Below are 14,438 nucleotides of genomic sequence, written 5' to 3' on the forward strand. Positions count from 1 at the left end.
GCCCCACGAGAGCGCGGAGCAGCGCGAGCGGTTTACCTGTCAAAAGATACCAATCATTCGACAGGTAAACTAGACTGAGTCCGTGGACGAGACGCAGAGGGCCCAACTGTTCGAGCTCGCGGACCTGATCATGGCGATCGGCCGGCACCTCCAGGTCGCCAAGGCGGACGAGGGGGAGTCCTGGACGCCGCTCGAATCGGCCGTCATGCGCTACATCGACCACCGGCCCGGCAGCACGGCGACCCAGGCGGCCGAGGCGACGCGGCTGATCTCCAGCAACTTCAGCCGGGCGCTGCGCAAGCTGGAGCAGAAGGGCATGGTGCGCCGTGAGGCCGACCCCCAGGACGCCCGGCGGGTGCGCCTGCACCCCACGCGGAAGGCGGGCGAGAACCTGCGCCACCTCGAGGACACCTGGAGCCGCCTCCTGGCCGAGGCCGTGCCGGACACCGAGGAGACGGAGACGGTCGTCTCCATGCTCCGGCAGATCGAGTCGCACCTGATCGCCCGCACGGGCCGGGGATGAACGAACGGCCCCGGCGGGCACCCGTCCCGAGGACAGCCCCTGGCTACCATGGGGCCTTCACGCCGGAAGCCGGGGCCGGGCCGGCGCCGGACCACCCGGCGGAAGCGGAAACCGCGGCCGGAGCGGCCGCACGAGGGAACACGAGAGAAAGAGGCGCGGGACCCTTGCACAGCCTGAGAGAGGTCACCGCGACCCGGTACGTCGCCCCCCTGCACTCCGGCGGCTCGGTGCCCGGCCTCGTCGAGGCCGAGGACCTGGGGACGTACGTCGTCAAGTTCACGGCCTCCGCGCAAGGGCCCAAGGCGCTGGTCGCCGAGGTGATCGTCGGTGAACTGGCCCGCGCGCTCGGCCTGCGCGTCCCCGAACTCGTGCGCGTCCACTTCGACCCGGCGGTCGCCGCGCACGAGCCCCACCAGGAGGTCCGTGACCTGGTGAACGCCAGTGCCGGGCTCAACCTCGGCATGGACCACCTGCCGGGCGCCGCCGACTACACCCCTGAGCTCGCCGACAGCTTCCCCGTCGACCCGCTGGAGGCCGGGCGCATCGTCTGGCTGGACGCCCTGACCGTCAATGTCGACCGCACCGTGCACAGTTCCAACCTGATGGTGTGGCCGACCCTCGGCGTCGCGCCCCCGCGCCTGTGGCTCATCGACCACGGGGCCGCGCTCGTCTTCCACCACCGCTGGGACACCTCCGCCCCGGGCAGGGCCTACGACTTCCGGCACCACGCGCTGGGCCACACCGCGCCGGACGTACGGGCCGCCGACGCCGCGCTCGCCCCGCGCGTCACGAAGGAACTGCTGCGCGAGGTGACCGCCGCCGTCCCCGACGCCTGGCTGACCGGCGAGCCGGGCTTCGCCACCCCGGACGAGGTCCGCGCCGCCTACGTCGCCTTCCTGGCCGAACGGGCCGGCGCCTCCGCGGCCTGGCTGCCCACCGACTTCCCGAGCAGGGAGGAACGGGCCGCCGAGGAGGCGCGGCGGGCCGCCCGCACCCGGCGCGGCCGGCCGGCCTGGCTCCAGCACGTCCCCGACCTGCACGGCAGGCCCGCGGCGGAGCAGGACTGGTCCAGGCACCTGGGATGACGGCCGGCGCCCGGGGGACGGCCGGGCCCGCCCCAGGGCCTCAGCCCGTCAGGTGCCCCAGGGCCTCAGCCCGTCAGGTGTTCGTACGCCGGCAGGGTCAGGAACTCCGCGTAGTCCTCGTCGAGCGCCACCCGCAGCAGCAGGTCGTGCGCCTCCTGCCAGGCGCCCGCGGCGAAGACGTCCGCCCCCAGGTCGGCGCGGACGGCCTCCAGGTCGGCCGCGGCCACCTCGCGCACCAGCTCCGCGGTGACCCTCGCGCCGTCGTCGAGGACGACGCCGGCGTGCACCCACTGCCAGATCTGGGAACGCGAGATCTCCGCGGTGGCGGCGTCCTCCATGAGGTGGAAGATGGCCACCGCGCCCTGACCGCGCAGCCACGCCTCGATGTAACGGATCCCGACCCGCACGGCGTTGACCAGGCCGGCGCGCGTCGGCCGCGCGTCGAGCGAGCCGACCGCGAGCAGGTCCCCGGCCGTCACGCGCACGTCCTCGCGCAGCCGGTCCTTCTGATGCGGGCGGTCGCCCAGGACGGCGTCGAAGGACTCCCGGGCGATCGGCACCAGGTCGGGGTGGGCGACCCAGGAGCCGTCGAAGCCGTCGCGCGCCTCGCGGTCCTTGTCGGCGCGCACCTTCTCGAACGCGACCCGGTTGACCTCCGCGTCCCGCCGCGAGGGGATGAACGCCGCCATGCCGCCGATGGCGTGCGCCCCGCGCCGGTGGCAGGTGCGGACCAGGAGCTCGGTGTACGCCCGCATGAACGGGGCCGTCATCGTGACCGCGTTGCGGTCCGGGAGCACGAACTCGGGCCCGGCGGTACGGAAGTTCTTGATCAGCGAGAACAGGTAGTCCCAGCGGCCCGCGTTCAGTCCGGAGGCGTGCTCGCGGAGTTCGTAGAGGATCTCCTCCATCTCGAACGCGGCCGTGATCGTCTCGATCAGGACGGTGGCCCGGACCGTGCCGTGCGGGATGCCGAGCCGCTCCTGCGCGAAGACGAACACGTCGTTCCAGAGGCGGGCCTCCAGATGCGATTCCGTCTTCGGCAGATAGAAGTACGGGCCCCTGCCGGCCTCGAGCAGGCGGCGCGCGTTGTGGAAGAAGTACAGCCCGAAGTCGACGAGTGCCCCCGGGACCGGGGACCCGTCCTCCCGGTCGCGCAGACGGCGTTCGTCCAGGTGCCAGCCGCGGGGGCGCACGACCGCCGTGGCGAGTTCGGCATCGGGGCGCAGGGCGTAGGACTTGCCGGTGCGCTCGTCGGTGAAGTCGATGGTGCGGCGGTGGGCGTCGATCAGGTTGAGCTGGCCGAGGACCACGTTCTCCCAGGTGGGCGACGAGGCGTCCTCGAAGTCGGCGAGCCAGACCCGGGCCCCGGAGTTGAGCGCGTTGACGGTCATCCTCCGGTCCGTCGGCCCGGTGATCTCCACCCTGCGGTCCTCGAGCGCGGGCGGGGCCGGGGCCACCCGCCAGGAGTCGTCCGCACGGATCGCGGCCGTCTCCGGCAGGAAGTCCAGCCGCGCGGTGCGGGCGATCTCGGCGCGGCGCTCCGCGCGGCGGACGAGGAGCGCGTCACGGCGGGGCGTGAACCGGCGGTGCAGCTCGCCGAGGAAGGCCAGCGCCTCCTCGGTCAGCACCTCCTCCTGCCGGGGCAGGGCCGGGGCGGCCTCGTCGACGACGAGAGCGCCGCCGTGCGGCGGGGTCGGCACGGGTGCGGACATGCGGGGGTCACATCCTTCCTGGGGGCGGTCTCCCGCCGGTTTCCTGTCTTCCGGTTCTGTCTTGCGGCCCTGTCTTCTGTCTGGTGGAGCCTAGTTTTCTCATCGTGGAAGATCAATGGAGGTCAACGGGCGGAGCCGGCGGCCGGAGGGGCCGTCGGCGGGCCGGTCCGCAGACGGCGGAGATCCCGCTCGCTGTCGATGTCGTAGGGCTCCGCCACGTCGGCGCACTCCACGCGCCGGATCGCGTCCCCGTGCGCCTTGAGGTACGCGCGCGCCCCCCGGTCACCGTGCGCCGTCGCGGCAACGTCCTCCCAGAGATCCGCGCCCAGCAGCACAGGATGGCCCCGCATGCCCTCGTAGGTGGCCGAGGCGAGGCTCGCGGGACCGGTGTACGCGGCCAGCACGCGCTCCATCGCGCGCGGGCCGATGCCGGGCTGGTCCACCAGCGCGACCAGCGCCGCTCCCGCTCCCGTCCCGGCCAGCGAACCGAGCCCCGCGCGCAGCGAGGAGCCCATGCCCTCCTCCCACTCCGGGTTGTCCACCAGGACACAGTCCGGCAGCTCCGCGCGGGCGCGCACCTCCTCGGCCGCGGCACCCAGCACGATGTGCACCCGGGCGCAGCCGGCCGTCCGCAGCGCCTCGGCCGCGTGCTCCACCAGGAGGCGCCCGTCGTGCGGGAGCAGCGCCTTGGGGCGTCCGCCGAGCCGTCGTCCGCCACCCGCCGCGAGCAGCAGGCCCACCACCGGGCGGGGCTCGGAGGTGGGACGGGCGCCGGGAGCCGGACGGGAAGCCACGGCCCCGGTTCGCTCTTCGTTCGATTCCATGCCCTCCTGCATACCCGTTGGTGCCCAATTTCGGTCCGCACGGTGGCGCACGCGGCGCCGGGTGGCGTTTACTGACCCGCACCCCCCTGTGCGCCCGATCCGTGCGCCGGGGCGCACGCCGTGGTGCGCGCGCGTCACGGGGGGCATGCGCACGGTGGGGTGCGAAGGGGGAGAGCTGTGTTGCGGAGCTTGGGACAGAGACAGGTGACCGGCGGCGAAGAAGATCCGAGAGTGGCCGGGCTGCGGACCGCGGTGTCCCGCTTACGCCGCGAACTCGCCCTGCTGCCCACCGAGTTCCCCGACCGTTCCATCGCCGAGGACGAACTCGCGGCGCTGGCCGCGATGGCCGCGGGGGGCGCGCCGGAGACCCGGCGCATGCGGCGCTCGCTGCTGCTGATCGCCGGATCCATCGGCTCCGTCAGCGCGTTGTCACGCGGGCTCCAGGAAGTCCGGGACGCGGTGGACCTGTTCGGCACCCCGCCGCGCGCCTAGGGTCTGTCTGACAATTCGCGCCTGCTCCGCGACGCCATGCACGCACTCTCGCCGCCCCGGCCTCTGACCCGAGTACATCCAGTACGAGGGTCAGGGGCCGGCACGCCGAGAGCACGCACCTGACGCCGCAGAGCCGCCCTTTGGGCGACGACGGGAATTGTCAGACAGACCCTAGGGCCTGCGCACCGGGGGGCGTACGCCGGGCAGAGGCAGGCCCGCACCGGGCGCGCGTTCAGGTCGCGAGCGCCCGGGACAGATCCGCCGCGACCTGCCGCAGCACCGGCACCATCGTGGCCGTCGCCGCCTCGGTGACCCGGCCCGCCGGGCCCGAGACGGAGATGGCCGTGGCGGTCGGCGCCCCCGGCACCGGGGCCGCGAGGCAGCGCACGCCCATCTCCTGCTCACTGTCGTCGACCGCGTACCCCTGGCGCCGCACCTCCTCCAGGGCGGTGAGGAAGGCGTCCGGGGACGTGATCGTGCGCTCCGTCGCGGCCGGCATGCCCGTGCGCCGCAGCAGGGCCCGCACCTCCGCCGGCTCCAGACCGGCCAGCAGCGCCTTGCCGACCCCCGTGGTGTGCGGCAGCACCCGTCGGCCCACCTCGGTGAACATCCGCATCGAGTGCTTGGACGGCACCTGCGCCACGTACACGACCTCGTCGCCGTCCAGCAGCGCCATGTTGGCCGTCTCGCCGGTCTCCTCCACGAGCCGGGCGAGGTGCGGCCTGGCCCAGGTGCCGAGCAGCCGGGCGGAGGACTCCCCGAGACGGATCAGCCGGGGGCCCAGCGCGTACCGGCGGTTCGCCTGCTGGCGCACGTACCCGCAGGCGACCAGCGTGCGCATCAGACGGTGGATGGTGGGCAGCGGCAGTCCGCTGCTCGCCGCCAGCTCGCTCAGACCGACCTCGCCGCCCGCGTCCGCCATCCGCTCCAGCAGGTCGAAGGCGCGCTCGAGGGACTGGACACCGCCACCGGAGCCGGAGGACCCGGAGGACTGGGCGGCGCCTCGGGCGCTGGGCGAGGACGGCACGGCGCGTTCCTTTCCGGGGGACGGGAACCAGCAGCCTACCCGGCGGTCGGGTGACGCCCCGGGGGCCCGGGAACCCGCGGCCGGACCCGCTCGTTCCGCCCCTGTGACTCTTCGGCAAGACATCGTCGGCAACGCCACGCAGATGGCGATCGTCAACCTGGACCCCGGCCAGACCGTGTACTGCGAGGCCGGGAAGTTCCTGTTCAAGACCACCAACGTCAGCATGGAGACGCGCCTGTCCGCCCCCGGCGGCGGTGGCGCGGGAGGCGGCTCCGGCTCCGGGGGCGGCGGCATGGGCGGCATGCTCCGCCAGGCCATGGGCACGGCCATGCAGGCCGGCCAGCGCATGCTCGCCGGTGAGTCCCTGGCGTTCCAGTACTTCACGGCGTCCGGCGCCGAGGGCACCGTCGGCTTCGCCGGGGTGCTCCCCGGCGAGATGCGCGCCCTCGAACTCGACGGAAACCGTGCCTGGCTCGCCGAGAAGGACGCCTTCGTGGCCGCCGAGTCCACGGTGGACTTCGGCATCGCCTTCCAGGGCGGCCGCACCGGCATGAGCGGCGGCGAGGGCTTCGTCCTGGAGAAGTTCACCGGGCGGGGCACGGTGATCATCGCCGGCGCCGGCAACTTCATCGACCTGAACCCGGCGGACTTCGGCGGCCGGATCGAGGTCGACACCGGCTGCGTCGTCGCCTTCGAGGAGGGCATCCAGTACGGCGTCCAGCGCATCGGGGGCCTCAACCGGCAGGGCCTGATGAACGCCGTCCTCGGCGGCGAGGGCCTGTCCCTGGCCACATTGGAGGGCAACGGCCGCGTCATCCTGCAGTCCCTGACGATCGAGGGCCTCGCCAATGCCCTCAAGAAGGCCCAGGGCGGCGACAAGCAGGGCCCCACCGGCGGCCTGTTCTCGACCCACGCGGGCTGACCGCCCGCACCCGCCGCGAGCGGGTGACCTCCGCCCGCGCCGCGCGCCGGCCGCCCCGGTGCCGGGAACCGTCGGCGGCTACCGCCCCCCGTCGGCCCCCGCCACCCGCAGCACCACCCGGCGGCCCCGCAACTCCCCGGCCTCCATGCGCCGGTGGACCTCGGCCACCGCCTCCAGGGGCAGCACCTCCAGCGCGCGCGGACGCAGGCCTCCCCCGGCGAGCATGTCGTTCAGGGCGGCCGCGGCCTCCGCCAGCTCGGCCACGGTGGCCCGGGAGATCGCGAAGCCGCGCACGGAGGCGTCCTTCATGTACAGCGGGCCCACCGGCAGCACGGGCCGCGCCCCGGGGCCGGCGAGGAGCAGGACGCGGCCCCGGTGGGCGAGCAGCCCGACCGCCGTCTCCAGGTCGTGCCGGCCGGAGGTGTCGACGTGCAGGTCGATGCCGTCCGGGGCCAGCTCCGCGAGGCGCGCGGCCGGCTCCCGGTAGTCGACGACCTCGGCCGCGCCCAGCGCCCGCACATACGCGTGGTCGCGCGGCGAGGCCGTGGCGAGCACCCGCGCCCCGGCCCGCGCGGCCAGCGCGACCAGCGCCGAGCCCACGTTGCCCCCGGCCCCGGCCACCAGCACCGTCTCGCCGGGAAGCAGCTCCCCGTGGTTGAACAGGGCGAGGTAGGCGGTGGCCGCCGGGTGCAGCACCGCCACCGCCTCCAGCGGCGGCACACCGTCCGGCAGCCGGTACAGCCGGTCAGCGGCGACGGCGACCCGCTCGGCGGCGGCGCCCTGCCGCCCACCGTGGCCCAGGCTGTTGCACCACACCGCCTCGCCCGCCGCGAACCCGGCGGCCGGCTCCGCGACCGTCCCCACCAGGTCCCGCCCGAGGACGAAGGGGAACGGCAGCGGCGTCCGGAACACCCCCGACCTGACCAGGGCGTCCACCGGATCGACGGCGGTCGCCAGGACGTCCACGAGTACCTCGCCCGCCCCCGGCACGGGTGCGGGCAGGTCCCCGAGACGGATCACCTCGGGCGGCCCGAGCTCTTCGATGTAAGCGGCGCGCATGGGCGGTGATTCTCCCACCGGGGCGCCGGACGGCCCGGCGGACACACGGGACGCCCCGGGCTCGCGGCACTCCACAGCCACCCGCGGTGGGTGGGCGGCGACCCCGGCGTCCGGAAGGCGAAGCGGCCGCGGCCGAAACGCGTCCGGAGGTTCCGGGCGCCCCCGCCCTCCGTGATCATGACCGTGAGGTCACCCGCCCGGCGGGCCGCCGCCCCCACCCCTCCGCAGGAGACGAAACGATGGAGCACTCAGCAGAACCCCTCGTCGACGTGCACGCGCACTTCGTGACGCCCTGGTACGTGGAGGCCGCGAAAGCCGCCGGGCACCACCACCCCGACGGGATGCCGTCCTGGCCGGAATGGACCCCGGAGGAGCACCTTCGTCTGATGGACGCGCAGGGCATCGAGCAGGCCGTCCTCTCGATCTCCTCGCCGGGGGTCTGGTTCGGGGACCGCGAGTCCGCGGTCGCGCTGTCCCGCCGCGTCAACGACTACGCGGCCGACGTGGCCGCCGCACACCCGGACCGCTTCCGGTTCTTCGCCTCGGTGCCGCTGCCGGCCGTCGACGAGGCCGTCGCGGAGGCGGACCGGGCGCGCGAGGAACTCGGTGCCGTCGGCGTGGTCGTGACGACGAACGCCGGCGGCGTCTCCCTCGCCGACCCGCGCGTCGCGCCGTTCCTCGACGAGCTGGACCGGCGGCGCGCCGTCCTGTTCGTGCACCCGACCACACCGGTCGGGTGGCAGCCGGTAGCGCCGGAACTGCCGCGTCCCATGGTGGAGTTCTTCGCCGAGACCACCCGCGTGCTGGCCGCCCTGCTCGTCGGCGGCGAGGCGGCCCGTCGTACCGGCCTGCGGACGATCGTGCCGCACTGCGGCGCCTCGCTGCCGGTGCTCGTGGACCGGCTGCGGCTGTTCGCCTCCCTCCAGCAGTCGCCGGGCGGGGCCGAGCGCATCGACGAGGGGCTCGCACGGCTCTGGTTCGACCTGGCCGGGACCCCGCTGCCGACGCACGCCGAGACCCTGATCAGCCGGGTCGGCACCGGACGGCTGCTCTACGGCAGCGACTACTGCTGGACGCCACCGCGTCTGGTCGCCGACCAGATCGCCGCGCTCGACACCGGATGGCGTGCGCGGTCCCACGGCCCGTGGCGGGACCTGACGGCCACGAACGCCGCCGCCCTGCTGGCGGGCGGCCCCGCCCGCTGACCCGGGGGCCCGCCCGGCGGGACGTGATGACTCCCTCGGGTGTCGTGGCGCAGGATGGCGGGGTGTGGCCGCGTGACCGGGCGGGCGCCCGGCACGGGGGCGAGGTCCCTGGCGGACCACGTGCCGACATCCGGGAGAACCGTATGACCGTCCTGTCCGAAGGCGCCCACCGGGTGCACGCCGACGACGCCGTCCTGCGCGCGCTGGCCGCCTACAAGCGCTACGAGACCCACGACCTCGCGGTGGCGGAGGGGCAGGTCCGGCAGTTCATGGCACCGGGCCGGCTGCGCACGCGCCCCGGTCACCGCGGCGGCGTCGACGCGCGCGCCTTCTACGCCGACACCGGCTCCGTCGGGGTCGGGTTCATGGGCTACGGCGCGGACGTGACCGTCGACCGACGGGGCGACTCCCGCTACCTCGGGATCGCGATCCCCCTGTCGGGGCACATCCGGGTGCTGCGGGGAGGCGAGGCCGTCCTCGCGCGGGCCGGGGAATCGATCGTCGTGATCGCACCGGACGGACCCTTCCTCGCCGAGTGGAGCGCCGACTGCGACACCCTCATGCTGCGCGTGACGACCACCGCGCTCGCGCACGCGGCGCGCACCCTGACCGGCGCGCGGGACACGGGTCGGCCGCCGCGCTTCGCGCACCAGGTGCTGCCCCTGGACCGGGGCCACGCCGTCCGCAGCGCCGCCAGACTGCTCGCCGAGACCTTCGGACAGTACGGCGACGTCGCCGCCGTCCCCGGCGGGTTGCTGCGGCTGCTCTCCGAACACACCCTCAGTGCCGTGCTGCTCGGCCTGGACCACGACCTCGCCGCCCCGGCCGGGCCGGCCTTCCGGGCCGCTCCCGGCAGGGCGGTGCGCGAGGCGATGCGCCTCGTCGAGGACGAGACCACCGCCGTCTTCAACGTCGGCGAGCTGGCCCGCCACCTCGGTGTGACCGTCCGCGCCCTGGAACTGGGCTTCCGCCGTGCCCTGGACGAGACCCCGCACCACTACCTGCGGCGGATCAGGCTGGAGAGGGCGCACCGAGAGCTCCTCGCCGCCGACCCCGTCGAGGGCGCCACCGTCGCCGGGATCGCGAGCAGATGGGGCTTCGCCCACGCGGGGCGCTTCGCCGCCTCCCACAAGGCCGCCTACGGTGTCACGCCCTCGGTGAGCCTGCGGACCTCACCGAGGGGCGGCACCGCGCCGACGGTCGCGGGTGCCCCCGATCCGATCCGGACGACGGGGCACGAAGCCGGGCCTGCGCGCGTTCTTCCGGCCGATGCGGGACGTGACACGCGGTCGCAGGGACGTGACACGCGGAGGGCGGGACACGACGTGCGGACGGCGGGACACGACGTGCGGACGGAAGGAGCGCCGTGGCGGACGCAGTGATCGACCTGGGACAGTACGGCGAGGCCTTCGCCGAGGAGGCCCGTACCGCGCTGCGCTCCCTCCTGGGCCGCTGCTCCGGCCTGGTCCTCGACGGCCCGCCGGGGCCGAGAGTGCCGGGGATGCCGATGCGGGGCTTCCGCTCGCTGCCGATCCGCTGGTAGCGGGACCGCCCCCCGGCGGCCGGGACGCGGGCAGGTGCGGACGCCGGTCTTCCGGCGCCCGGCCGGGCCCCGCCCGCGCGCACCCTCAGCCCCGCACCGTCTCCAACCCCCCGGAGACCTCCTCCATCCGCACCGCACGCCGCTCGCGGCGGGAGATCTCGCAGGCCTCCGCGACCCGCAGCGCGGCGAGCGCCTCCCAGCCGTCGCACGGGTTCTCCCGCTCTCCCCGCACCACCTGCACGAACGCGCCCAGCTCACCCTCGTAGGCCGCCGCGAACCGTTCCAGGAACCCGGGCCACGGCTTGTCCGCCGGGGGCGGTCCGGCCGGTTCCGTGGAGGCGATCGGGGTGCGGTCGTCCAGCCCCACCACGACCGTGTCCCGCTCGCCCGCCAGCTCCATGCGCACGTCGTAGCCGGCCCCGTTCACCCGCGCCCCGGTCACCGTGGCGAGCGTGCCGTCGTCCAGGGTGAGCACGGCCGCCGCCGTGTCCGCGTCCGCCGTCTCGCGGAACACCTCCGGTCCGGCGTCCGAGCCGGTCGCGTACACCTCGACGACCTCGCGCCCGGTCACCCATCGCACCATGTCGAAGTCGTGCACCAGGGTGTCCCGGAAGAACCCTCCGGAGACCCGCAGGTGCGAGGCCGAGGGGGGCGTCCGGTCAGCCGTCAGCGCCCGCACCGTGTGGAGGCGGCCCAGACGCCCGGCGCGCACCGCCTCCCGCGCGCCGGCGTATCCGGCGTCGAAGCGGCGCTGGAAGCCCATCTGCAGCACCGTGCCCGCCGCCTTGACCTCCGCGAGCGCGGCCAGGGTGCCCGGCAGGTCGACCGCGATCGGCTTCTCGCAGAACACCGGCAGCCCCGAACGTGCCGCCCGGCCGATCAGTTCGCCGTGGGCGGCGGTGCCCGTCGTGATCACCACCGCGTCCACGCCCCAGGTGAAGATCTCGTCCGTCCCGGGGGCGGCCGTCGCCCCCAGGCGGTCGGCGAGGGCGTGGGCCCGGGCCGGGTCGACGTCGGTGACGATGAGGGCTCCCACGTCGCGATGGCGGCTGAGCGTGGCCGCGTGGAGCGTGCCGATGCGGCCCGCCCCGATGAGTCCGATGCGCATGGGAACAAAGTGAGGTGACAGGCGTCACGCTGTCAATCCTTTGTCCGGACAACCTGACTATGCAACTTCCCGTCAACAAGTGCCACGGCTACGCTCGGGCCGTGCCCAAACCAGAAGTGGACTCCACCGCGTCGCTCGAACTCGGCGTCGACCGCAGCAGTCCGGTGCCCCTCTACTTCCAGCTCTCCCAGCAGCTGGAGGCCGCAATCGAACGCGGGGCGCTCACGCCGGGCAGTCTGCTGGGCAACGAGATAGAACTCGCCGCACGCCTCGGCCTGTCCCGGCCCACGGTGCGCCAGGCCATCCAGTCCCTGGTCGACAAGGGACTGCTGGTGCGCCGGCGAGGCGTCGGCACCCAGGTCGTGCACAGCCAGGTCAAGCGCCCGCTGGAGCTGAGCAGCCTCTACGACGACCTCGAGGCCGCCGGGCAGCGTCCCGCCACCGAGGTCCTCGCCAACGTGCTGGAGCCCGCGCCCGCCCAGGTGGCCGCCGCCCTCCAGATCGCCGAGGGCGCCCAGGTGCACCGCATCGAGCGGCTGCGGCTCACCCACGGCGAACCGATGGCCCACCTGTGCAACTACCTCCCGACCGGGCTGTTCGACCTCGACAGCGGGCAGCTCGCGGCGACCGGCCTCTACCGGATGATGCGCGCGGCCGGCATCACCCTGCACAGCGCCCGCCAGTCCATCGGCGCCCGCGCCGCCACCGCCGAGGAGGGCGAGCGCCTGGACGAGCCCCCCGGCGCCCCCCTGCTCACCATGCAGCGCACCACCTTCGACGACACCGGCCGCGCCGTCGAGTACGGCACCCACACCTACCGCCCCAGCCGCTACTCCTTCGAGTTCCAACTCCTCGTCCGCGCCTGAACGGCCGCCCCGGCATCCCCGCGGCACCCCGTGGCGGCGGCGATCCACCTCGCCCCCGGCATGAACCGACCCGGCCGTGCCGCATTCCTGCGACCGCCCGGCGGCATCCCGAGGACGACCGCCGTCCCACCGTCACAGATGCGTCCCGGGCCGGGAGCCCGCCCCCCGGCCGACGGACTCATGCGGCACAATCGGCGACGATGAGCACCTACCGCGACCTCTCCCTCCCGCGCGCACTGGGCGCCGCCAGAGTCACCGGCGTCGCCCCCATCGGTTCGCGCCGCGCCACCGCCCTGCGCACCGTCGGCACCCGCGAGCGCCGCTCGCATCTGACGGCGCCCCGCGTGCCGACCGTCGGCATCGACATCGGCGGCACCAAGGTGATGGCGGGCGTCGTGGACGCCGACGGCAACATCCTGGAGCGGTTGCGCACGGAGACCCCGGACAAGTCCAAGAGCCCCAAGGTGGTCGAGGACACGATCGCCGAGCTGGTGCTCGACCTGTCCGACCGGCACGACGTGCACGCGGTGGGCATCGGCGCGGCCGGCTGGGTGGACGCCGACCGCAACCGCGTCCTGTTCGCCCCCCACCTGTCCTGGCGCAACGAGCCGCTGCGGGACCGCCTCGCGGAGCGCCTGGCCGTGCCCGTCCTGGTCGACAACGACGCCAACTCCGCCGCCTGGGCCGAGTGGCGCTTCGGCGCCGGACGCGGCGAGGACCACCTCGTCATGATCACTCTTGGTACCGGCATCGGCGGCGCCATCCTGGAGGACGGCCAGGTCAAGCGCGGCAAGTACGGGGTCGCGGGGGAGTTCGGGCACATGCAGGTCGTGCCCGGCGGACACCGCTGCCCCTGCGGCAACCGCGGCTGCTGGGAGCAGTACAGCTCCGGCAACGCGCTGGTCCGCGAGGCCAGGGAGCTGGCCGCCGCGGACTCCCCGGTGGCGTACGGGATCATCGAGCACGTCAAGGGGCAGGTCGGCGACATCACCGGCCCGATGATCACCGAGCTGGCCCGCGGCGGCGACGCCATGTGCGTCGAACTGCTCCAGGACATCGGCCAGTGGCTCGGCGTCGGCATCGCCAACCTGGCCGCCGCCCTCGACCCCTCCTGCTTCGTGATCGGCGGCGGCGTAAGCGCCGCCGACGACCTGCTCATCGGCCCCGCCCGCGACGCCTTCAAGCGGCACCTCACCGGCCGCGGCTACCGCCCCGAGGCCCGCATCGTGCGCGCCCAGCTCGGCCCCGAGGCCGGCATGGTCGGCGCCGCCGACCTCGCCCGGCTGGTCGCCCGCCGCTTCCGCCGCGCCAAGCGCCGCCGGGTCGAGCGGTACGAGCGCTACGAGCGGTACGCCGAGTCCCGGCGGTCCGAACGGGAAGGCGCCTCGTGACGTCCGCCGCGCTGCCCCACCAGCCCCTCACGCCCCAGGAGGCCACCCGTCCCCCCGAGAACCGCCGCCACATGATCCGGCGGCGCGCGCTCACCCTCCTGACCATCGTGCTGCTCATCGGCGTCCCGGCCGGCTACCTCGTGATCTCCGCGAACCAGAGCCGGGACAGCGGCAAGCAGAAGGAGGAGAAGTGGTCGGCGACCGGCCTCACCGCCGGCTGGCCCTCCCTCGTGCAGCGCCGCCTCTACCAGGTGCCCGTCCCGCCGTACTCGCGCGACGTCGCCTACTACGAGACCAACAACTGGAAGACCAGCCGGCTGTACACCCAGTTCCTGACCAGCAACGAGGGCCTGGAACGCTTCCTGGACGAGACCGGCACCGGCCTCACCGCGCTGAAGCGGGACGACATCGCCATCGGCACCCGCGACCAGCAGGTCATCGGCTGGAACTTCCAGGGACCCGGCCCCTGGTACGGGCTGGTCGACAAGCGGAAGAACCCGGCCCCCACGCACGACATCGTCGTCAACCGCTCCGACCCGGCGCACCCCATGGTGTACGTCGTCTCGCGCACGGTGCCGTAGACCGGCCCGCCGCGCCCCCTCCGGCGCACGTCGGCACCAGGTCCCCGACCGGCGCCGAGCCGGTTGTCAGACCCCGCCCGTAGAGTCGTGGACACCTGAC

15 protein-coding genes are annotated in these 14,438 nt (G+C 74.4%); 10 read left to right on the top strand and 5 right to left on the bottom strand.

The genetic code is table 11. The features are described 5' to 3' along the window. Positions 1-82: 82 nt before the first annotated feature. Together OHB09_RS26705 and OHB09_RS26710 are read left to right on the top strand one after the other, a co-directional pair. On the top strand, positions 83-523 hold the full coding sequence (locus OHB09_RS26705; protein WP_006143258.1) for a MarR family winged helix-turn-helix transcriptional regulator: 441 nt from the start codon (positions 83-85) through the stop codon (positions 521-523). A gap of 164 nt (positions 524-687) precedes the next feature. Then, the gene (locus OHB09_RS26710) at positions 688-1,608 is read left to right on the top strand and encodes a HipA family kinase (RefSeq protein WP_191851914.1); all 921 of its coding nucleotides are present in this window, start codon (positions 688-690) and stop codon (positions 1,606-1,608) included. A gap of 65 nt (positions 1,609-1,673) precedes the next feature. Here the strand turns inward: OHB09_RS26710 and aceB are convergent, their stop codons facing one another. Both aceB and OHB09_RS26720 read right to left on the bottom strand, forming a co-directional pair. After that, positions 1,674-3,320 carry a malate synthase A gene (gene aceB, locus OHB09_RS26715; RefSeq protein ID WP_328918357.1) on the bottom strand — a complete coding sequence of 549 codons (1,647 nt, stop codon included), beginning with the start codon at positions 3,318-3,320 and terminating at the stop codon, positions 1,674-1,676. Positions 3,321-3,442: 122 nt separating this feature from the next. After that, complete coding sequence (locus tag OHB09_RS26720; RefSeq protein WP_328922660.1) at positions 3,443-4,144, bottom strand: nucleotidyltransferase family protein; 702 nt, start codon at positions 4,142-4,144, stop codon at positions 3,443-3,445. A gap of 177 nt (positions 4,145-4,321) precedes the next feature. Between OHB09_RS26720 and OHB09_RS26725 the strand changes: the two genes are divergently transcribed. Then, positions 4,322-4,636: a DUF5955 family protein gene (locus OHB09_RS26725; protein ID WP_319118856.1), complete on the top strand. Its 315-nt coding sequence runs from the start codon at positions 4,322-4,324 to the stop codon at positions 4,634-4,636. Between the two features lie 232 nt (positions 4,637-4,868). On the opposite strand, the gene OHB09_RS26730 is transcribed toward OHB09_RS26725, so the two are convergent. Beyond that, positions 4,869-5,663: an IclR family transcriptional regulator gene (locus tag OHB09_RS26730; protein ID WP_093599513.1), complete on the bottom strand. Its 795-nt coding sequence runs from the start codon at positions 5,661-5,663 to the stop codon at positions 4,869-4,871. A 103-nt stretch (positions 5,664-5,766) separates the two neighbouring features. On the opposite strand from OHB09_RS26730, the gene OHB09_RS26735 reads away from it, so the two are divergent. Then, positions 5,767-6,585 carry an AIM24 family protein gene (locus OHB09_RS26735; RefSeq protein WP_191889933.1) on the top strand — a complete coding sequence of 273 codons (819 nt, stop codon included), beginning with the start codon at positions 5,767-5,769 and terminating at the stop codon, positions 6,583-6,585. A gap of 78 nt (positions 6,586-6,663) precedes the next feature. On the opposite strand, the gene OHB09_RS26740 is transcribed toward OHB09_RS26735, so the two are convergent. Next, complete coding sequence (locus OHB09_RS26740) at positions 6,664-7,644, bottom strand: NADPH:quinone reductase (RefSeq protein ID WP_191851911.1); 981 nt, start codon at positions 7,642-7,644, stop codon at positions 6,664-6,666. Between the two features lie 239 nt (positions 7,645-7,883). Here OHB09_RS26740 and OHB09_RS26745 point away from each other — a divergent pair, with 239 nt between their 5' ends. The 3 genes from OHB09_RS26745 (at position 7,884) to OHB09_RS26755 (ending at position 10,392) form a co-directional block, all read left to right on the top strand. Next, on the top strand, positions 7,884-8,849 hold the full coding sequence (locus OHB09_RS26745; protein WP_328728149.1) for an amidohydrolase family protein: 966 nt from the start codon (positions 7,884-7,886) through the stop codon (positions 8,847-8,849). Positions 8,850-8,992: 143 nt separating this feature from the next. Further along, positions 8,993-10,231, top strand: a complete 1,239-nt coding sequence (locus tag OHB09_RS26750; protein WP_328922661.1) for a helix-turn-helix transcriptional regulator — start codon at positions 8,993-8,995, stop codon at positions 10,229-10,231. Beyond that, entirely contained in the window at positions 10,216-10,392 is a 177-nt protein-coding gene (locus OHB09_RS26755) for a hypothetical protein (protein ID WP_371787989.1), read from the top strand. The genes OHB09_RS26750 and OHB09_RS26755 overlap by 16 nt, the downstream gene beginning before the upstream one ends. A gap of 85 nt (positions 10,393-10,477) precedes the next feature. On the opposite strand, the gene OHB09_RS26760 is transcribed toward OHB09_RS26755, so the two are convergent. Continuing rightward, entirely contained in the window at positions 10,478-11,500 is a 1,023-nt protein-coding gene (locus OHB09_RS26760; protein WP_006143247.1) for a Gfo/Idh/MocA family protein, read from the bottom strand. A 116-nt stretch (positions 11,501-11,616) separates the two neighbouring features. Between OHB09_RS26760 and OHB09_RS26765 the strand changes: the two genes are divergently transcribed. The 3 genes from OHB09_RS26765 (at position 11,617) to OHB09_RS26775 (ending at position 14,338) form a co-directional block, all read left to right on the top strand. After that, positions 11,617-12,366 carry a GntR family transcriptional regulator gene (locus tag OHB09_RS26765; RefSeq protein WP_234528418.1) on the top strand — a complete coding sequence of 250 codons (750 nt, stop codon included), beginning with the start codon at positions 11,617-11,619 and terminating at the stop codon, positions 12,364-12,366. Positions 12,367-12,566: 200 nt separating this feature from the next. Continuing rightward, entirely contained in the window at positions 12,567-13,757 is a 1,191-nt protein-coding gene (locus OHB09_RS26770) for an ROK family glucokinase (protein ID WP_006143244.1), read from the top strand. Continuing rightward, on the top strand, positions 13,754-14,338 hold the full coding sequence (locus tag OHB09_RS26775) for a sugar kinase (protein WP_328922662.1): 585 nt from the start codon (positions 13,754-13,756) through the stop codon (positions 14,336-14,338). Before OHB09_RS26770 ends, OHB09_RS26775 begins: the two co-directional genes overlap by 4 nt. Positions 14,339-14,438 lie beyond the last annotated feature (100 nt).

Source organism: Streptomyces griseoaurantiacus (genome assembly GCF_036189845.1).
GTDB classification, from domain to species: domain Bacteria; phylum Actinomycetota; class Actinomycetes; order Streptomycetales; family Streptomycetaceae; genus Streptomyces; species Streptomyces griseoaurantiacus.